The sequence below is a fragment of the Treponema sp. OMZ 857 genome, assembly GCF_024181085.1.
In the GTDB taxonomy this organism is placed as follows: Bacteria; Spirochaetota; Spirochaetia; order Treponematales; family Treponemataceae; genus Treponema.
In genome coordinates this window covers 69625-89980 of sequence record NZ_CP051147.1, presented here as the reverse complement: position 1 = coordinate 89980, position 20356 = coordinate 69625, and the positions used below count along the sequence as shown (strand labels likewise).

The 20356-nt window shown below is 40.0% G+C and carries 20 protein-coding genes and 1 tRNA gene; 7 read left to right on the top strand and 14 right to left on the bottom strand.

Features of this window, described 5'->3' with window-relative positions; translation table 11 throughout:
* Positions 1 to 18 precede the first annotated feature (18 nt).
* From E4N66_RS00365 to E4N66_RS00335, 7 genes are all read right to left on the bottom strand, one after another.
* On the bottom strand, positions 19 to 450 hold the full coding sequence (locus tag E4N66_RS00365) for a peptidoglycan DD-metalloendopeptidase family protein (protein WP_253728480.1): 432 nt from the start codon (positions 448 to 450) through the stop codon (positions 19 to 21).
* A 254-nt stretch (positions 451 to 704) separates the two neighbouring features.
* Positions 705 to 1061 (bottom strand): hypothetical protein, encoded by a 357-nt coding sequence (locus E4N66_RS00360; RefSeq protein ID WP_253728478.1) that lies wholly within the window; start codon positions 1059 to 1061, stop codon positions 705 to 707.
* 83 nt (positions 1062 to 1144) lie between these two features.
* Positions 1145 to 1903 carry a hypothetical protein gene (locus tag E4N66_RS00355; RefSeq protein WP_253728477.1) on the bottom strand — a complete coding sequence of 253 codons (759 nt, stop codon included), beginning with the start codon at positions 1901 to 1903 and terminating at the stop codon, positions 1145 to 1147.
* Between the two features lie 200 nt (positions 1904 to 2103).
* On the bottom strand, positions 2104 to 2673 hold the full coding sequence (locus E4N66_RS00350) for a hypothetical protein (protein WP_253728476.1): 570 nt from the start codon (positions 2671 to 2673) through the stop codon (positions 2104 to 2106).
* Between the two features lie 51 nt (positions 2674 to 2724).
* Complete coding sequence (locus E4N66_RS00345) at positions 2725 to 3432, bottom strand: hypothetical protein (RefSeq protein ID WP_253728475.1); 708 nt, start codon at positions 3430 to 3432, stop codon at positions 2725 to 2727.
* A gap of 249 nt (positions 3433 to 3681) precedes the next feature.
* Complete coding sequence (locus E4N66_RS00340) at positions 3682 to 4437, bottom strand: hypothetical protein (RefSeq protein WP_253728474.1); 756 nt, start codon at positions 4435 to 4437, stop codon at positions 3682 to 3684.
* 504 nt (positions 4438 to 4941) lie between these two features.
* Complete coding sequence (locus tag E4N66_RS00335; RefSeq protein WP_253673346.1) at positions 4942 to 6555, bottom strand: Na+/H+ antiporter NhaC family protein; 1614 nt, start codon at positions 6553 to 6555, stop codon at positions 4942 to 4944.
* A gap of 261 nt (positions 6556 to 6816) precedes the next feature.
* Between E4N66_RS00335 and E4N66_RS00330 the strand changes: the two genes are divergently transcribed.
* The 7 genes from E4N66_RS00330 to map all read left to right on the top strand — a co-directional run bounded on the left by E4N66_RS00330 (position 6817) and on the right by map (position 12542).
* Entirely contained in the window at positions 6817 to 7806 is a 990-nt protein-coding gene (locus tag E4N66_RS00330) for a GGDEF domain-containing protein (protein WP_235619790.1), read from the top strand.
* Entirely contained in the window at positions 7806 to 8765 is a 960-nt protein-coding gene (locus E4N66_RS00325; protein ID WP_253728472.1) for a GGDEF domain-containing protein, read from the top strand. The genes E4N66_RS00330 and E4N66_RS00325 overlap by 1 nt, the downstream gene beginning before the upstream one ends.
* A gap of 60 nt (positions 8766 to 8825) precedes the next feature.
* The gene (locus E4N66_RS00320) at positions 8826 to 9722 is read left to right on the top strand and encodes a DUF368 domain-containing protein (protein ID WP_253728470.1); all 897 of its coding nucleotides are present in this window, start codon (positions 8826 to 8828) and stop codon (positions 9720 to 9722) included.
* Positions 9723 to 9754: 32 nt separating this feature from the next.
* Entirely contained in the window at positions 9755 to 10294 is a 540-nt protein-coding gene (locus E4N66_RS00315; RefSeq protein ID WP_253728469.1) for a flavin reductase, read from the top strand.
* Positions 10295 to 10397: 103 nt separating this feature from the next.
* Entirely contained in the window at positions 10398 to 10808 is a 411-nt protein-coding gene (locus tag E4N66_RS00310; RefSeq protein ID WP_253728468.1) for a hypothetical protein, read from the top strand.
* Positions 10777 to 11697, top strand: a complete 921-nt coding sequence (locus E4N66_RS00305) for a J domain-containing protein (protein WP_253729460.1) — start codon at positions 10777 to 10779, stop codon at positions 11695 to 11697. The genes E4N66_RS00310 and E4N66_RS00305 overlap by 32 nt, the downstream gene beginning before the upstream one ends.
* A gap of 80 nt (positions 11698 to 11777) precedes the next feature.
* On the top strand, positions 11778 to 12542 hold the full coding sequence (gene map / locus E4N66_RS00300) for a type I methionyl aminopeptidase (RefSeq protein WP_016522675.1): 765 nt from the start codon (positions 11778 to 11780) through the stop codon (positions 12540 to 12542).
* Between the two features lie 98 nt (positions 12543 to 12640).
* Here the strand turns inward: map and E4N66_RS00295 are convergent, their stop codons facing one another.
* The 7 genes from E4N66_RS00295 to E4N66_RS00265 form a co-directional block, all read right to left on the bottom strand.
* Entirely contained in the window at positions 12641 to 13381 is a 741-nt protein-coding gene (locus E4N66_RS00295) for a rhodanese-like domain-containing protein (RefSeq protein WP_253728466.1), read from the bottom strand.
* A gap of 64 nt (positions 13382 to 13445) precedes the next feature.
* Positions 13446 to 15539 carry a methyl-accepting chemotaxis protein gene (locus E4N66_RS00290; RefSeq protein ID WP_253728464.1) on the bottom strand — a complete coding sequence of 698 codons (2094 nt, stop codon included), beginning with the start codon at positions 15537 to 15539 and terminating at the stop codon, positions 13446 to 13448.
* A gap of 456 nt (positions 15540 to 15995) precedes the next feature.
* Positions 15996 to 16400, bottom strand: a complete 405-nt coding sequence (locus E4N66_RS00285; RefSeq protein WP_253728463.1) for an acyl-CoA thioesterase — start codon at positions 16398 to 16400, stop codon at positions 15996 to 15998.
* A 79-nt stretch (positions 16401 to 16479) separates the two neighbouring features.
* Positions 16480 to 16552: transfer RNA gene (locus E4N66_RS00280), tRNA-Lys, on the bottom strand.
* Positions 16553 to 16623: 71 nt separating this feature from the next.
* Positions 16624 to 17142 carry a DUF4143 domain-containing protein gene (locus E4N66_RS00275; RefSeq protein ID WP_253728462.1) on the bottom strand — a complete coding sequence of 173 codons (519 nt, stop codon included), beginning with the start codon at positions 17140 to 17142 and terminating at the stop codon, positions 16624 to 16626.
* A gap of 111 nt (positions 17143 to 17253) precedes the next feature.
* Entirely contained in the window at positions 17254 to 18909 is a 1656-nt protein-coding gene (locus E4N66_RS00270) for an ABC-F family ATP-binding cassette domain-containing protein (protein ID WP_253728460.1), read from the bottom strand.
* A gap of 243 nt (positions 18910 to 19152) precedes the next feature.
* On the bottom strand, positions 19153 to 20334 hold the full coding sequence (locus E4N66_RS00265; protein ID WP_044014434.1) for a glycosyltransferase: 1182 nt from the start codon (positions 20332 to 20334) through the stop codon (positions 19153 to 19155).
* Between the last annotated feature and the right edge of the window lie 22 nt (positions 20335 to 20356).

Here is a 20356-nt window from a genome sequence, read left to right as displayed (position 1 = left end):
ATTTTTTAATACTTTTAGTTAATAACTTTCCAACCAAATAGATGGATTTATAATTTTATTCTTATATTTCATTCTTATATGTAATTTCATTCCTGATTCACCTCCACCGAATAATATCCCAAGAAACGTTCCTTTTTTTATTTTATCTCCAATATTTAATTCTGTATTTAAGTTTATCCACCCAAAATATTCAATTTCCAATTCTTCTGTTTTTATAATTATAGAAGTATTTCCTTTTTCAGATTTATTTTTATTAATCTGAATAATTTCTCCATCAAGAACGGAACAGAATTCTTTAATACTATAATATGGATATGCTACATAATTTCTAAAATATTTTTTCCCTGTAAAAGGATCTTCAACCTCGCCAAATTTTTCACTTAGTTTTATTTTAGATGCATCATAATTTTCATTTGTGGTTTTTACAATTACAGATTGAGCATTATTCATAATATTTTTAGAAATATAATCAATGATTCTTTGCTCTTCTTGACAAGAAATACATAGTAAAATAGTTCCTATTATGGAAATAGCTTTTTTTATTTTCTTCTTTTTATCCCTTTGTGCTATAGATTTATAATTTTATATACTTCAGTTGATTTCATTTTTTTATCCTGTACTACAGGTGTCCGTCTAACATTCGTTTAACCTGCATTTACGGCTTATCTGAAATGTTAGTATTGAAGCAAGTGTTAGAAGTTTTATCATTCTCCTTTTCTAATACCAAACGCAATCATTCCGATAAAGAACCATAACGCTACTGATAATATATTAATGATAATAAATGGCAGTAACTTCTTTTTCTTAACTGAAAACCCGGTTGGAATTATTGTACCTAAAATGATAATAATACTCACAAAATTATCAAGTAAACTATGCTTTGAAAGAATAAATAATGGAACACCAAGTAAAATTATTAAATAGTCCTCTTGTAACATTTCGATGTATGTAATTGATCCATCAGATATTTTGTAAATACATAAGGATAATACAAATAAGAATAAAAAAATAAAGCAATAAATGCTAATAATACTAACTTTATTTTGTGTTAATTTATTCATTTATCTGCTCCGGTTCCATAATCTGATTTGACATTGCCGCATACGTAAAAATATCGGCTTCGAAAACGATATTATGTGATTATTTATGTATCTAATTCATAGATATATAAAACATTACTATCTAAATCAAATAAAGCCACTGTAAAATTAAATGAGTATTTCCAATGTAATATAAAATCTGGATTTTTATTTTCAGGATTCTCAAATTCATCTAAACGATTTATGAAATAATAATAATAGTTTTTTGTTTTAGGGAAAACCATTCTTTTATCATGTATAAAATTAATGTTATCTTCCGGCTCTGTATCATAAAATAAAAATAACAGACTCTTTGGTAAATCGGAATCTTTCCAATTTGGATTTTCCTTTATTAATTTCAAAATATTACTGTTTTCTGAAAACTTAATTTTAGCATAATAGTCTCCTTTATATAAAAGTCCACAATGTGTTTCAATTCTTTGTAAATACTTTCCATCAGTAAGATCAAGTTCAATGATTTTTCCTGTTCTTTCTAAGTCTTTTTTCTTTGATATTTTATGAGGATATGCTATTTCTAAGAACATTAAAATACAGGAAAGTATAATTATACCTGCTAAACTTACAGAAATAGAACATAATATTTTTCCTAGCAATCCTTTTTTTGCTTTTATAAGTCCAATTGTTCCAAAAACAAATGAAAATAACATCAATACAACACTTACTCTTATTAAAATAGTTATAACAACACTGTTTTTCTTACTAATAAGAAAAACATAAATACATATCAATATATAGGTTAAACTTAATAAAAAGCTTATCAATCCTAAAATAAATGTTCTATTCTGTAAGGATATTTTTTCCATTTCTCTTTCTGTCTAAACCTTCGGGGCATGTACATAATACTTGCTTAACCTGCATTGCCGCAAAGATGAATACGAAATCCATCTATCACCAATTATCACTATCATAATAATATCGCAGTTTTATCATAATTTCCAGTCTTTTTATAACTTCGTTCAAACTCTAAAGTTCAATTTCATTTTCTAATTAAAACAAATTTTCATTAGAAATAAATATAGGCATCAGTTACATAAACAAAATACCAATTCTCATGACTTGTCGGTTCGATTTTCTTGAATAATTCAGGTCTTGGATTATTTGTAATTATATCATTTTCAGAATAAACGATTATATTATTAAACTTTTTATCCGGATATATATTAAATAATGTTCCTACTCTATATTCCAATTCAATTTTCATGTATCCATCATATTTTTCATTGGGAGTTCTTTCTTTTCCAAGACGGCACCATGATATTCCTGCGGTATATGGCATATAACCAAAACTGTATTTTTCAAAATAATCAAAGTTCTTTTCAAAATAGTTTAATAAAGATTCAGGTTTTGAATATTTTAAAGAAAGAACTGTATGGATAGGAAAAAAAAGAAGAAAAATTATAAAAAGAATTGAAACAATACCATAAATACCAAATCTATTATTTTTCTTTTTAGAAACAGCGTTCTTATTTGAGACTCTATTTTTAAGTTCTATAATACCAAAAATTATTCCGATTCCAGGAAGAATGAATACGAAAAAATAAAATGATATTAGTAAAAAATTATTAAAAACCATTAAAAACCATTTCCCGTTTGTCAGCGTTGAAGCGCGTGTTCGACGCTAATCTCAAAATTCATAAAAATCATATAAATATAAATCTTCACAATCCTTCAGTATTTCTTTCTTAGAATTTTCTTCAACAATATCTTCAAAATTATTTTTTATGAAATTCCAAGATTCGTTACACTTAGCAGAACCATAAAATCTTTCGAATGCTTGGTGTTTTTTATTTTTATAATTTTCTAAATTATATTTTCCTTGTTCAATTATCTTCCCATTATTTACCTTTATTAAGATGTATTCTTCAAATTCTGAAAGATACCCATCATGAATATAATTTATCATATCACCTTGAGGTATAGTAAGAACTCCAGTAAAAAAATCACATACAACCGGTATATCTGCTTCAAATAGTTCTGAAAAAATTGAAATTTCTTCCGTATCAAACAGTTTAGATTTATCTTTTGGAGATATAGGAATCGTTATAAAAATATCAATGATATATAAACAATCATTTTTTATCACGAATTTTGCGATATATCCACGCCAACAAGCACTAGAAATCAGTGCTTTGTAATTAGAAAAAATTTTACTAAATTTATTGCTTACCTCTTCTTTTTGTAAAAACAGCTGCCCCAATGGATTTGTAAACAATTCTTTTATTTCATTTTCAAGAATCAATATGTCAGAAGCCTGTGCTGTTGCAAATAATTTTGAATTTAGAGAAAACAAACTGAACAATAAAAAAATATATACCCTTACACTTTTATTCATAAATTTTCCATTAAAATATAATGCACCCCACAGGGGTGTCCGTTTAACTACCGCTTAACCTGCATTTGCGGCTCGTCCGCAATGTCAGGTTGAAGTGGGTGTTATGCTAAAAAATTACAATATTATTAATCATATACTAAATCAAGAAAATTATTGTTATCATCATATTTTAAATATTTCTCTACTTCTGTAGCATGTTTTTGTAATGCAATTCTTCTTGTTTCTTTTAAATTTACGCTTTTAGGTTCTTTAATATAAAATTTTTGTATTAGGAATTTGATGTTTTTTATCATATTCTAAATTAGGACTTTCAATAAAATTTATATTTAACTTATTAGCTATTAAATAGTTTTTAAACTGATTTTGATTTTCTGAATAAACTAAAACATTATTGCAAGCATGTAACCAAGAATAACCACTATTTATTGACTGGCTAAAAATAATAGCTTTTGACCACCATGAGTTATTTTGTTCACACAAATAAATTGCATTATCAAGTCTCTTGTTATATACTTCAATGAGCTTTTTTATATATCCATTTAAGAGTTCCTTTTGCACTGGCAAAATATTGTTTTTAGTATTATTTATATATTTTTCTTGTAAAAATATAATTGTTTCAATCGTTTTTTTTATAAATGGTTGGTCTAAGCAATTATCAGGTAGATTCTCTAATGTAAATATCAATTGATTAGAAATATTAGTTAAACCATAATTTAGTTTGTCATAACACCTCTGACATTGTGTTGAATATCTTTTAAATTGCTTTTCATCAATTTGATCGTATTCATCGATACCAAGAGCGGCACTTCCCAATTCAGAAATAATACCCCATGAATGCTTAACATCTAATAAAGAAAAGAGCTGTGTAATTTGTTGAGATTGTTTAAAAAGAATCAATTCCATGTTTTTTTTGCATTCGTTCTGAATTTCTCTCGAAATATCAACTTTTATAATTTTTCTAATTCGTTTATTGTCTGGATCTCTAATTATAATTTCGTTTTCCATAGTTTTCTCCTAAATCTAAATCATAATAATTAAATACTCTCTTTCCAACAACCACGCCAGTGGCGTGTGAGCATAACGCCTTTTCGACCTTTCCTTATAATATCATGAGAACGACCTATTTGCAATCTAAACTATTGGGAATTAAAACAATAATATTTTTCTACCATAATATCCGCCGGAACATATCATTGACAGACAGATTAGGCCTATCTTCATTAAATGAAACAAGGCTTCCAATAAGTGCGTTGCAAATAAACAGTAAAAAGCATGATATGTGACAGTACATTGATCTTTACGATATCGGATTTTAAAACAGCTTTATGCAGGGAAGGCTGAATAATCACAGGATCAATATGATACTGCTCCTGTTTGCGGTTCCTTTATTTGTAAGGAGAGTTTGATACCCCGACACGTTGCATCGAGGTGTGTTGATTTTTCCATCGGCGAGCTTGGGGAAGTAGTTATAGCCATCCCCAAGCTTAGTCCGGCATATTGCTTGCTGCTTTATGCTTTCGTTATCTTAGGTAGAAGAATCATGCCACCGATAAATACCACTAAAACGGCGAGCCATGCGGAAAGAATGTTCATAAAGATTCCGCCGGTGATAAATCCTACTAACGAACACGTTGCGACAAAAAGCGCATAGGGCATTTGTGTTGCGACATGCTCCAGATGCGGGCAGGCTGCTCCGGTGGAAGATAAAATCGTTGTGTCTGAAATCGGGGATGCATGGTCGCCGAAGACGGCTCCTCCGAGAACAGCTGAAATACAAATAAAGACGGCATTAAACGCGGCGTTTTGCGCTAATCCGGCGTTTTCCGTCAATCCGACGGCGATCGGCATAATAATCGGAATCATAATACCGAACGTACCCCAGCTCGTGCCGGTTGCAAATGCAATAACCGCTGATAACGCAAAGACAATGGCGGGAAGTATCCACAGCGGGAAGGAACTGCTCACAACCAGCTCAGAAAGATAGCGCCCCAGCCCTAAACCGCCGTCTGCAGGAGATGAGCGTATAACCGTTCCGATTGACCACGCCATCGTCAAAATAATGAGGGCGGGAACCATAGATTTTATACCGTCGCGGACAGCTTCACTGGCTTCTTTTAGATTCATAAGGCGGCGTGCAAGATAGTAAAGGTATGTAACGGCTAAGGTAAAGATAATGGCATAAAAAAGCGCATAGGATGAATCGGTATTAATGAAAGCGTCGCGGAGATTCATCGATGCGGCTGCTTGCGATATATTGGTAATTGTCGTGCCGTCTATAGCGTTAATCCACGAAACGGCAGGAAAAAAGGCAATGGCAAAAACAATAAGAAGCAAAATGGGCAGCAGCATATCGATCGGCTTTGCTCGGGTCGTCTGCTCTTCGGGAATATCACCGGAGATAACGCCGTAGAGCTCTTCGTTCCAGAGGAGACCGGATGTTCTTGCTAAGTCCTCGGATTTTTTCATTGCACCGAAATCCGATTTAAAAAAGATGATGACAAGAATCATCAGAATCGTCGTCAGCGCGTAAAGGTTGTACGGAATAGCGCGGATAAAAAATTCAAAATCGCTCATGCCGAGTTTACCGAATCCTTCGGAATTTCTCACGATGGACATAACGGTAACAACCCAGCTTGAAACAGGCGCTAAAATGCACACAGGGGCTGCGGTGGAATCCAGAATATACGCAAGCTTTGCGCGCGGTACTTTATGCTGATCATTTATCGGGCGCATCACCGTTCCAACGGTTAAAGAGTTAAAATAGTCGTCTATAAAAACGATTAGACCGAATATAAACGTTGCAAACTGAGAAGCAGTTTTGTTTTTCAGTTTTTTAGACATCCACAATCCAAACGCCTGGGCTGCTCCCGTTTTTGATAGCATACCGACCAGTGCCCCAAGCAATCCGCAAAATAGGAAGATGCGGATATTCCAGCCGTCAGCTAAGGAACCGGCGAGTAGATCCGTTAGTCTCATAAGCGCCGCAGCAGGATTTCCGCCGGCAACAATAATACAACCGGATAAAATCCCCAAAAAAAGCGAAACGATAACGTCTTTTGTGATGAAAGCAAGCGCGATAGTTAAAACGGGCGGTATGATGCCCCACATTCCAAAGTGATCCATAAAGATATAATGCTCCTTTTTTATCAGGGTTTAAGATAAGTTAAAGAAAAGAAAATCTCCAAAGAACTTCCCACGGTTTTAGAAATATCTGTAAACGCATTGTAACATATATTTGATATCTGTACAGTAGGGGGGGCATGACGCTTCAGGTACGGAAATAAGGTTATAATCCATACCGATAAATTGGAAAACGTAGTTACAATAAAAAAATTGCGTGCTTTATTAATGACTCCCTGTTCGTTTTGTGATATAGTACAGGGTATGCAAGAAATACCATTATCAGCGGACTTGGCTCTTCAAGCAAAAACTTTTTTACAAAAGACTTCTTTCTTTTCAGGGTGGACTGATGAAGAATTAGACGAAATTATGATGCATTGTCAGGCAAATGAGTTTGAGGACGGCAGCATAATATTCACCCCCGAAGAGAACGGATCGAAGGTTTATCTGTTGCTGAACGGCAGTGCGGAAGTGCTTTCTCCCGATAAAAAGACCGCATTGGCTGAATTTGTTGCCGGGGAATTATTCGGTGAAATCACCTTGCTTACCGGTAAACCGCATGATGCGTATGCAATAGCACACAAACAAGCCCGTGTTTTGGAATTTCCCAAAGATGGGGTTCCGCTCGAAGCCTTATTCCACGATAATCCGCGGATACTTGCTCATCTCTTTCAATCATTGTTGATTTTTACCTCTCAACGTACCAGAGCCGCTAATATGCTCATTAAAGAGAATTCGCCGGTTGTACGCGAACTGAGGAATCAGGTCTATAGCGATAAGCTTTCAGGTCTCTTTAACCGTACATATTTAGAAGAATCTTTTGCAGAATTTTGCAAAGAACCTTTTGCGCTCATTATGATGAAACCGGACAACTTTAAGCAGATCAACGACAGTTTCGGGCATGAAGCAGGTGATACTGCGCTTATCTTTATTGCCGGCCATCTAAAAAAAGCTTTTTCGGAAAATACCGTTTTAGTGCGTTACGAAGGGAATGAATTTGCGGTTCTTACCCATGTGTATACCGATAAGGACTCTGCGCGAGCATTTGCAGAGAAAATTAAAAATGAGCTGGAAACATTGGATCTTTCTCATATTTTTAACGGGGAGAAAATCTTTTTAAGTATGAGCCTCGGTGTTGTTCTTTTCCCCCAGCACGGTAAAATTTATACCGATATTGTAACGCGATGTTCCGGTATACCGCTCATAGGCAGACAACGCGGCGGTTCGATGATTTTATTTCCGGAGGATATATAATGCTCGAAGTAAAACAGCGGTGGCTTGAAGTTTTGCGCAAAACATCTATTTTTTCACGCTTAACCCCCAATCAAATGGCAGTTGTTCTTTCCTCCCTCTTTTATTGTGAGGTGGAAGCAGGTCAGACCCTCGTATATGAGGGCGAAATCGGTTCGGAGCTTTTTATTATAGCGCAGGGGTGTATATCGATTTCGGTAAAATCGGGAGAAGAAAACATCGAACTGGGACGGCTGCGTTCCGGTGATTTTTTTGGTGAAATGTCGCTGTTGGAGCAAACAGCCCGTTCAGCTTCTTGTACGGCGGTGGAAAACACCTCCTGTTTTATGCTCAAAGCACGTGACTTTTCTCAGATTATTGTAAACGATCCTGTTATTGCCGTTTCCATCTTACAGCAAATGCTGTCGAGTACGGTTTCCCGCCTCTTGCGGACAAACAGCTTTTTAACGCAGGTTATCCAGTGGGGTGACGAAGCCAAAAAGCGCGCTATTACTGATCCCTTTACCGGGCTCTTTAACCGCCGTTATCTGGATGACAATATCGGAAACCTTATCCGCCGGAACACTGAAACCACCGGCGCCAGTTTTGCAATGGTGGATGTTGACCGTTTCGGCACTTTGAATAAGACCTATGGGAGTGTATTCTGCGACAACATTTTACTTGCAATTACCGATGTATTTAAGAAAACCTTTGACCATCAGGATACACTGATACGGTACGGCGGCGATGAGTTCTGTTTTATTGTCGGAGGAAAATTTGAACGTGCCGAAACGCTTTGCCGAAATGTTTGCGAGGGTGTAAACGCCATCAGATTTAACGAGCATCCTGAGCTAGCTGTTTCCTGTTCAATCGGCTTAGTTCCTTGTACCCATAACGATAATGTGCAAGATATACTCAAGCATTCCGATGAAGCATTGTACTGTGCAAAAGAACAAGGCCGGAACCGTGTATGTACGGCTTAGCACAGTAGAAATGTGCTGCTCTCGTATCAATATGAAAAAATATAAGGAGGTTTATACGGTATGATTTCACTACTAAAACTTTTCTGCATCGGAGTATTCATTGGAATTGCCAATGTTGTGCCCGGAGTTTCCGGCGGCACGATTGCGGTAATTTGTAATGTCTACGATAAACTAATTATATTGAGTTCGCTTAATTTTAAACGGATAAAGGAGGCGTGGCAGGATATCCTTTGCCTTGCCTTGGGAATCGGTGCGGGAATTGTGCTGTTTGCAAAGGTGATTACACTGCTATACCGTGCGTATCCGGCGCAGACCAGTGCCTTTTTTATCGGGATTGTGGCTGGGAGTATACCGTTTTTGTTCCGCAAGGTTCGTGCCGGCATTCCCGCTGCAGCAGTTGCAGAGAATGGTTCCCTAAAATCCGGCTGGTTGTATGGAACGCTATGCTGCGGAGCTGCCGGTTTTGCGCTGATGCTAGGCATGTTTTTCTTACAGCGCCGCGGTGTACAGACCGCTGCCGTTGTTACTGTTTTTTCGCTGCCGTTTGCGGTTAAATTAGCGCTAATGGGAGCTTTGGCTGCGGTTGCGATGCTGATTCCGGGTATTTCCGGCTCATTTGTGTTGTTGATTTTAGGCGTATATCCGACAGTGCTGCAAGCGGTCGCGGATTTTAATATGCTATTGCTTATACCTATTGCGCTTGGCGTTGGAGCAGGGCTCGTTGTCGGAGCACAGCTGATTGCCGTATTGCTGGAACGCTTTCCTGCACCGATGTATGCTTTTATTCTTGGCTTGGTTGCAGGTTCAATACTCTATCTTTATTCGAGTACCAGCTGTCAGCCTTTTACGATGCGGCTTGTTTCCGGAACGGTATTTCTTATCGGTTATATAATCGTCTCATTCTTTTCTAAAAGAGGGGAAGCAATGGAACAGAAAGAAGATGTCACCGATGAGTAATAACCGTATATCTTTTTGAGTGGGAGGAATGTATGTTTGAATCTTTACAAGTAACACCTGAATTAGTAGACAAGGTAATCAAACCTTTTTCTGCGTTAGCGGAGCACGGTGTATTGGTCAGTGCCGGACATGGAACGGAGCGCGGCGAGTGGAATACTATGACCGCATCGTGGGCATTGATGGGGCATTTATGGAACCGGCCGATGGCTGCTTTGTTTATCAGACCTCAGCGGCATACCGCGGTATTTGCCGAAGAAGAAGATTACTTGAGCGTGTCCTTTTTGGATACTGCCGATGAAAAAATGTGCGAAGCCCTTAAAATTTGCGGCACTGTTTCGGGAAGAGATGAAGACAAGGCAGCGCGTGCAGGGCTTACGCCGGTATTCCATGACAATACCGTTATCGGATTTGAGGAAGCCAAGCTTACCATATCATGCCGGAAACTCTATCGAAGTCAATTCGATATGGACTTGTTTTTAGATCCGCAGGTTATTATCGACTGTTATCCCAAGAAAGATTTTCACTATGTCTATTTCTGCGAAATCCGCGATGCCTACCTTCGCAGCAAGTAAACGCTGATATACGATAAGCAACCGTATCTGGCAGAGTAGATAAAAATCGCAGGATAATGAAGGTTGCTTGCACAAGAGATTTATTTTTTTTATTATATCGCTTATGACAGCAGTATTGGTATATTTTGATAAAGGGAAAACAGCACAAACCAAGCTTTTTCTGGAAGCCTTAAAAGAGGGAGCTCATAGTCGGTGCGATGAGTTCCATATTTTGGACGGATATGCACTGACCGATACCGATCGGCTTAATATGTACGGGTATGTTGCCGTTTTCTGTGCCGAAAAACCTCTTTTTACCTCCAAACCCGATCCTGCTGTTGTAACTATCCTAAAAGAACACGGCCTAAAAGAAGGCTGTAAGGGCTGTGTTCTGACCGTAAGCCGCGGTTTGTTTTCGGATAAATTTACCCGGAATGTGATGAATGCATTGGAAAGCTGCGGTTTTATGATTGACTACTTCGATACATTGCGGAATGCTGCGGATGCTCGCCGTGCGGGGGCAAATATTGGGTAGTAAGGCGGAAAGCGGACAGCAGGATAGCGAAGAAGGACGCAGAAATCGATCAGCTCATCAAGTTCTAGAAATAGAAGATTATTATAAGATTTTAGATATTTCTCCTTCTGCTTCGACCGCAGAAATCAAACGGGCATTTAGAAAAAAAGCTAAAGAATTGCATCCCGATATTCCGCATAATATTCGGAATACCGGCGGTAAAAAAGCAAATGAGCAGGCGCTGATGCGGCTTATCCGCGCCTATGAAGCATTGCTTGATGTAAAACGTCGGGCGGAGTTTGATTTTTTCTATAATAAGACAGCCAAAAAAGGTGAAAGTTTTGATTACCGCACATGGTTAAAAGAGCGGGCGGATCCTGAAAGCAGAGCTACGCTGATTTTTTTTGACCTTTTCCATAATGCAGAAGACGAAGCAGTACAGGAGTTTTTACGGCTCCGGTCGGTACAGCCTTCGTTTTCGCTCCGCCATTACTTTAGCAGGGGAGATTTTATGGATTGCGGTTTTGTTCTTGCAGAGGAATTGTATTTCCGCGATCACTATTATGAGTCTTTTTTGCTGCTTGACCGGATTATCCGCGAAGAGCAGAAGCAGGCATATTTCCGCCATTTTTTTCCCGAAGTGCTTATCTTAGCCCGCAAGCTTATCCGCGAGAAACTCATCTATACTCTTGCCGATGATTTACTGCTCGATTGCTGCGAAGCCGCGCTGGATTTTGGGTTGAGTAAAGCGGATAATGCAGAGATATTAAAAAAGATGGCGGAAATTTATTACCGGATGGGTGATTTTAGCACCGGTGACGGATGCGCGGCGGCGTCTGTGCGTATGAATCCCCGTATCCGCGGTATAACGAAGTTGAAAAAAAACTATCAGCAGCAGCTTTGGCGTTAACGGTGTGCCGGATATCCTTAACACAAGATAACCGGTGTATCCTCCTAAGACGATAAGGCTGCACAAAAGGTAAGGAATATATGATACGGATTAAGACAAAGGAACAGATAGACGGTATCCGCCTATCCTGTAAGGCATTGGCGCGGCTCTTTAAAGAGCTGACACCTCGCGTGCAGCCGGGCGTAACTACTAAAGCGCTGGATGACTTTTGTGTTGAGTACATTAAGAGCATTGGCGGCGTTCCCGCATGGTATGCAGAAGATTTTCCGGGGGCAGCCTGTATCTCCATCAACGAAGAAGTTATTCACGGCATTCCCAGCAAAAAGAAAATCGTGCAGGAAGGAGACCTCGTATCGTTGGATATCGGTATTGACCTCAACGGATACATCAGTGATTCGTGCGTAACGGTACCGGTCGGAAAGGTAAGCCCTGAACGAGCCCAGCTCTTAAAGGTTACCACGGACTGCCTCTATGCGGGTATCGCTGCTTGTCAGGCGGGAAAGCGTGTAAATGCAATATCCCGCGCGGTGTACGATTTGGCACGGCAGTATAAATACGGCGTCGTATACGAATACTGCGGCCATGGGGTCGGGCTTAAAGTACATGAAGAACCGAATATTCCGAACGTACCGGAGCGCGGCGGGCCAAATCCGCGGCTGGTACCCGGTATGGTGATTGCGATTGAACCGATGATTAACCTCGGTACGGCGGATGTTAAAACCCGCGCCGATGGATGGACGGTTGTCAGCGCTGACAAGTCCTGTTCCTGCCACATGGAGCACACGGTTGCCATCTTTGAAGACCACACCGAAATTTTAACTCAACTTGCCCCCGGAGAAGTGTAAATAAACGCAGCGCATAGTTACCATACGTTAATTGTAAGTTAAACAGAGGAAAGGCCGCTAAAAGGTAAAATTTTTAGCGGCTATCAAGGAATCTTTCGTTATTTTACCAATTCAAAGGCTGAGTATTCGTTGGTTCCGTCTAAACTGTTTATCACTGTGTATCCTGCAGCCGCTAATTTTTCCGCAAGGGCAAAAGAGCGGTTGCCGGAATAACAGTAAGTCAGTACCGGTTTGTCTTTAGGCAGTTTGGGGAGTAATTCAGCAAGGGTATCCACATTTCCCGATATTGCGCCCTTTAAATGCGAAACGGCATAGTCCGCAGGTTCCCGGGCATCGACCACCGAATAGCTTCCGGTATTTACCAACTCCTGCATCTGCTTTCCCCGTACATTTGCGACTTTGGTGAGCGATTTATAAGAGTAGCTGCCGACTCCATCCGCATTGAACAGTTTTTTAAATCCGTTCTTTTGTAAGATTTCTGCAGCTGCCCGGCTCCGTCTTCCGCTTCTGCAAATAACGATAATATTTTTATCCTTGAGGTCGGCAATATCACTCAGTCTGTTACCGATATCGTTAAGGCTGATGTTGATTGCATAGCGGACATGCCCTGCCTCATACTCGTATTTTTCACGCACATCGATAACAAGATACTGCTCTTTTTCCGTCTTGTCGTTCATAATGGTGTCGAGCTCGGCGCCTTTCATGTTCGTGATAGCTGTCGTGCCCTTGGAATCGCTTTTGCCTTCTTGCGCTGTACAGGCATTTCCCAACAGCATAATACAGACCAGTGCATATATAAGGACACTCGTCTTTTTAAGATCAATTTTCTGACTATACATTTCAAACACCTCTATGTCAGGATGTAGTAAAACAATCCGGTGGCGGTACCTTATGTTTTACATATTACACTTTAAACTTTGAGACTTCTTTTGCCAGATTCTCAATGCTATGCTTATTTTTCTGCGTAATTTCGCTCACTTCCTGCACTGCATTGTTAATCTGTACTGCACCGGACGCCATTTCGGTCATGTTGTCAGTAATGTTACGGGTAAGCTCATCAAGTTTTCGCATTTCTTCTGCAACACTTTCACCGCCTTTCAGCATTTCTTCGGAACCTGCCTGTACTTCGGCCGTTATCATATTGATATCTTTAATTGCGGTTAATACTTCCCGGCTTCCGTTTTCTTGCTCTCGCATCGCTTCGGTAACGCTATTGCTCATCTCTTTTACCTGTTCGGCAAAGTTAAAAATCGTATTGAATTTTTCCTCTACGGTTTTTGATGAGCTGGAAAGCATCTCTATTTCTCCGCTCAAGTTTTTTAAGGTAGCGGTAATGGTCTTGCCTTGCATTGAGGATTCCTCTGCAAGTTTACGTATCTCATCCGCAACGACGGCGAACCCTTTGCCTGCTTCACCTGCGTGAGCAGCTTCTATTGCAGCATTCATTGCAAGAAGGTTTGTTTGCGAAGCAATATGCTGAATAACACTACTCGCTTCCATTAATGAACCGGACTCTTCTGCAATTTTTTGCGTTACGGTATTTGAGGTAACAAGTGTGGCTTTGCCATCTCCGGTTGCTGTTGTTAAATTTCCGATTACGCTGTCGGTTTTACCGAGTGTCTGGCTGATGGAAGCGATATTTGCTACCATTTGTTCTACCGAAGCGGAAGATCGCGCAACACTACTTGCTTGATTCTCAATACTGGTATTGAGTTGCTTAATGGTTCGAACAATTTCCTCAACAGTTGCTGCTGTTTCGGTAACGCTGGCTGCTTGAGTTAATGCCTGCTGTTTAACGCCGTCAATGTTTGTGCTGATTTGGTTTACTGCGCTTGCCGTTTCGGTCATATTGGAGGCAAGTTCGTTCCCGATTTCTTCCATAGTGTGGCTATTGATTCCGACAGTCCGTATCGATGTACCGATCTTATCGATCGTTTTGTTAAAATATTCGGACATATCGGTAATTTCATCATTACCGCCGACCGGTAAACGTACCGTTAAATCGCCATCCCCTTGCGAAATATTTTGTAGTGTGGAAACAGTCGTTTGGATCGGTTTTACCATTGTACGAGCAACAAAATAGACAATGATCAGTGCTCCAATCAACACACTGATGCCAATTCCTATCATCGTATTACGGAGCGTGTTGATAGTTCCCATGAATTCATTGACGGGTGCACGGATAACGATTGACCAATGAGTAGTTTTAACTGCAGAAAATGATGCAATATAATCCACTCCCTGATAGTCATAGTAGCAGACTTCGCCTTCGTTACTATCAAGGACATACTGTAAAAAGGCAGCAGTTGATGCAAGCGAGGGATTTGTTTTTGCTTGTTCGATAATGTTATCTTGGCTTTGTACTAAATCGGTGTCCCTATCTGCGATAATAATTCCGGTCGACCCCATGATATAACAGTTACCGGTTTTTCCTACGACAATATCGGCAATATTCTGGGATAGGAACAAGCCTGAAATATCGGCAGATAGCACGCCTACGATGGTTTTGTTGTCATCGTATACAGGCACGGAAAGTGTATTGATTAATTGGCCGTTTGCACGCGAAATGTATGGTTCCGAAAAAAAAGACTTTCCCTCAATGGCGGCACGGAACCAATCTCTGTTAACAACGGATAATACGCTTCCATCGGCAAGTAAACACTGTCCTTGTGCGTCCGTCATATTCAATTCTATTATTTTTTCATTAAAAGACACTTCGTTAGCAAGAAAAGCCAGTTTTGCAGCGGGTGATGCGGTTGTATCTCGAAGGATCGGCATACGGGAAATGCCTTCGATAAATTGTAACAGTGATGTGACCCTTCCGTTTATAATTTCGGCCGTATCATTTGCTTTGTCGATAAGATGGTCTTCGATTTTTTCGGTTACGGCTTTTCTGGCAATTACGACAGCTAATACAATTTCGATTACAGCCGCGGCGGCAATCAGAATCCCGAAAATAAGAATGAATTTCTTTTTTAACGAAAAACGTTTTTTCATTGTAAACCTCCCAATAAAATAATGGATATAGTAATTTGAGATGATGCTGCAGGGTATTGGTTGTGGTAACCTTACAACCGCATATAAAATTCTTTCCCAGAGAAGGAAGCTAAAGAGTAGATTATTTTGTAGGAATTTCGATTACCAATCACCCATTCAGTATTACCAATTAAACGGTAGGTGGTGGGTATGCTGGGGTATTATACTTTTTTCATTCATTTTGTCAAGTCTCCTTTTAATGAATAAAAAAGACATCCGCCTATCTTGTCCGCCTTTGAAAGATAAAATAAGCGGATCCGCACGTATATTGCTTATATACAAAAAAAGTATAACCCTTTTGTTCCGCGGTGTCTAGGTAAGACTTGAGCAACAATAAATACTATGAAAGATAAAATTGACATGCCTTGCTTCAATGTCTCGGGATATTAAATCTGCCGTGCAAAGAAGCCTTTTGTATTAGTGTTTCTCAGGCGCAAGGCCTTCGACTAAATACTTGTCCGGTAGTTTTGCGGGCTTACCGGTTTTATCTACACAGCCCCATGATACTTCCGCTTCAGCGCAGACATATCCTTCGGGATTTGTGATTACCTGCCGGAATGTTCCCGAAAGTTTGCCAAGCTTGATAGGCGTAACGTCGATGCGGAGCTTATCGTAAAGCCGCGCAGAATATTTGTAGTGAATATCGATATGAGTTACATAGAGCATATAGCCTTCTTCGATAAGCCCTACATAATCAAAGCCGATACGGCGCAGGTATTCCATACGGGCGTATTCCAAGTAGTTTAAATATATGGCGTTATTTACGTGATTATATGCGTCCAGCTCGTAGCTGCGAACTTCTACTTCTATTGGGGCTATCATAATTTTTGTCCTCCTTGTGATTTATCATAGCGAAAGTAATAGCGTAAAAAAAAAGACTGCAAGTACCCTTGCAGTCTTTTGAGCTATGATGGATTCGAACCATCGACCCACGCCTTAAAAGGGCGTTGCTCTACCTACTGAGCTAATAGCCCATATCTTGAAATAACAGGACGAGTATATAGGATATTAAGTGCTATGTCAAGTATTGCGCCTTTAAATATTTTTATTTTGAACCGATTTTTTCCAGCATATATCGTTTTAATAAAAATGTGCAGAAATACGGGAATGTATAAAATTTACCATTAAATCCAATGTTCTTTGCGCCGAGTTTTATCCCGTAATGAATATCCGGATATTTTTCTATCAGATTTTTAAGCGAAGCCGTAGCGCTGTCAGTTGCCTTTACTTCTACAGGAACAAGAGATTCGGCATCGCGGATAAAAAAATCCATTTCAACGGTAGATTTTTCATTCTTGTAATAAAAGAGTTCATATCCCTGTTTTACCAGCATATCGCCGACAATGTTCTCAAAGATTGCGCCTTTGTATGTGTTGAAATTTTTGTTCTGCCGTAAATCTGCCTGCGCCTCTTCATCCAGGGCTGCAATCAAAATTCCCGTATCGTGATAATAGATTTTATATTCCGTCGGATTATAATTGCCTCTTAAAGGAAGTTCCGGCTGCGCAAGATTGTAACACACATTTACAATTCCGGCATCTTTACGGCGGAGTTTGTAATCCATGACCGTATACTATCACGTTTTATCACATTTTTCCAGCATTATTTGAGGTAAAAATCACATTTTTCCAGATATTTTATGGTGATTTATCACATTTTTCCATAGACAAATTGCTCAAATCAATATCTTTTTTGCTGTGCCGCCGTAATATTCATTGCGGAGTTCGTGGACGTGTTCATCGCGGATATAGTCGTCAAACGGCATCATCCGGTCGATAACACCGCCGGGAGTAATTTCTACGATGCGGTTTGCGATAGACGAGATGAACTCATGGTCATGCGAGTTGAACAGAACGACGCCGGGGAAGGCGATGAGCGCCTCGTTCAAACTGGTAATCGCTTCCAAATCGAGGTGATTAGTCGGCTCATCCATAATGAGCACATTGGCGCCGGAAAGCATCAGCTTACTGAGCATACACCGTACCTTCTCACCTCCGGAAAGCACCTTAACGGGTTTGAGCGATTCATCGCCGGTAAAAAGCATCCGGCCCAAAAAGCCGCGCACGTATGATTCGTCCTGCTCTGTAGAGAACTGCCGCAGCCAGTCGGTAATGTTCAAATCAGTTTCAAAGTAGCTGGAATTATCTTTGCTGAGGTAGGCATTCGTAACGGTCTGTCCCCAATACACATCCCCCGAATCGGCGGTTTTAACACCGGCGATAATATCGAAGAAAGCCGATTTTGAGTTATGCTCCTGTCCGACAAAGGCGATTTTGTCCGTCCGGTTCACGGTCAAGCTGAAATCTTTGAGCAGCGTAATGCCGTTGCCCGAACCTTCTTCCTTAGAAATATAGTTGAGCTTTTCTACGCGGACAACATTATTCCCGATTTCTCTATCCGGTTTAAAGTGGACATACGGGAATTTCCGAGTGGTAACCTCCAGTTCTTCCAGGGCAAGTTTGTCGTACACTTTTTTGCGGCTGGTTGCCTGCCGGCTTTTTGCCGCGTTAGAAGCAAAGCGCAGGATAAATTCGCGCAGATCTTTCATCTTTTCTTCGCGTTTTTTCTGCTGATCGCGTGCCTGCCGCTGCATAATCTGACTCATCTGATACCAGAAGTCGTAGTTACCGCTGTACATACGGATTTTTCCGAAGTCGATATCGCAAATATGCGTACACACGGTGTTTAGAAAGTGCCGGTCGTGCGATACCACGATCACGGTATTCGGGAATTCAATTAAAAACTCCTCAAGCCAGCTGATGGATTCAAGGTCGAGACCGTTCGTCGGTTCGTCCAACAAGAGAATATCGGGATTGCCGAACAGCGCCTGTGCCAGCAGCACACGCACTTTCTGACTTTCGTCAAGCTCGCTCATCATGCGCTCGTGGTTTGCCTCTTCCAAGCCGAGCCCGGAGAGCATCTGTTCTACCTGATTTTCTGCCTCCCAGCCACCCATATCGGCAAACTCACCTTCGAGCTCCGAGGCGCGGATACCGTCCTCTTCGCTGAAATCTTCTTTTTCGTAAATGGTTTCCCGCTCTTTCATAATTTTGTAGAGCTGCGGGTGTCCCATGTATACGGTGTCTTTGACGGAATATTCATCAAAAGCAAAGTGATCCTGCCGCAGTACCGCCATCCGCTCACCCGGTGTAATGCTGATTTCTCCACTGTCGTGCTCCAACTCGCCGGAAAGCAGCTTGAGGAATGTTGACTTGCCTGCCCCGTTTGCTCCGATAATGCCGTAGCAGTTCCCGGGGGTAAATTTTAAATTGACATCTTTAAAAAGAGGTTTTTCCGAAAATTTTAAACTAACATCGCTTACTGTAATCATAAAGGATAGTATAGCCTAAAAGAAAAAAAGAGTGAACGGGATGGATGAATAAACGCATCAGGTCGTTTTTTAACACCCCCACGGAAAAACTGAGACTATTCGACCAGAGTTGAACCTCTTCGCGGTTCAAATGGTCTCACAGTCTCAGTTTTTCCGCGGTTTTTATCTAGTCTACCTGATGCGTTTATCCATTTGTGGGAAAAATGTGCGAAATTTTAGATAAAATTTCGCACAGAAGGGCTGTTACGGATTATGGGTTTCTGCCAATACCCGTTGGTAAACCTCTGCAATTTTTTGTGCCATCGTTTGATAATTGTCTTGGGCCATAGCCGAGTTTATTTCTTCTTTGAGTGTTTCGCCGCCCTCGGCATGTTGTTTTTTATCATAGATATCATGCAGGATTTTAACGAATGCCGCTGAATCTTTAAAAGCAAACCCTGTTAATCCTTCAATATATTGATCTTCATTGTCTTTGTCATACAAATGGACAACGGGAAGACCGCAGGCCATCGCTTCCAACGCCGAAACTGAATGGTTTTCCGAAAGCGAGGTCATAATATATGCATCACATAAGTGATAATAATATTTAACGGTTTCATGCGGAATCGCACCGGTAAAGATAACCGAATGGGTAAGACCGTAATCCTGTGCTTGCTGTTCAAGTTCTGCTCTGGCAGGACCGTTCCCGATTATAAATAATTTGGCATTCGGCATCCTGTCTACAAACTGTTTCCAATATTCTAGTGTGAGTGAAAGATTTTTTTCGGAGGCAAGTCTCCCACAAAAACAGGCAATAAAATCCTCAGGTTTAATGGCGTACTGGATTTTAAGATTGTTAATAACTTCTTGATTGAGTGTTTCTTCGGAAAAGTCGGATGTAATACACGCATTTGGGATTTTATAAATAGGGGTCGTTACTTTGCATTGCTTTAAAAAATCTTCCATCTTTGTTGATGCGCAAATAACCGCTTTAGCGGCATTGGTATATTTTAAAATGCTCCAATTAATAAAATTTTTTGCCGCTTTAAGATTCTTAAATATCCCTAAATAATGCATATAGTCGTAATACATGGTATGGCAGGTGTATACAATCGGTATATTGAGCCTGCGTGCTGCATAAAGAGCAAACATACCCTGACTAAACTCCGTGTGGATATGAAGAATATCCGGCTTCCATTCCTGTAAGAGTTTTAATTCACTTTTACTGTATGGATACGAGACACAGTAATCATACAGATTAGGTAATTTTACTGCGGGACTATATAAAATACCGTCGGTAATATGATGATGCTTTGTGTTAAAATCCGGTTTTACAATTAATACTTCGTGTCCTGCTTCTATAAGGCCCGTCCTCAAGGCTTCCATGTGGTATACAACACCATTGATCGCGGGCAGGTAGTATTCGGCGATAATAGCAATTCGCATATAGATATGCCCTTTATAAGTT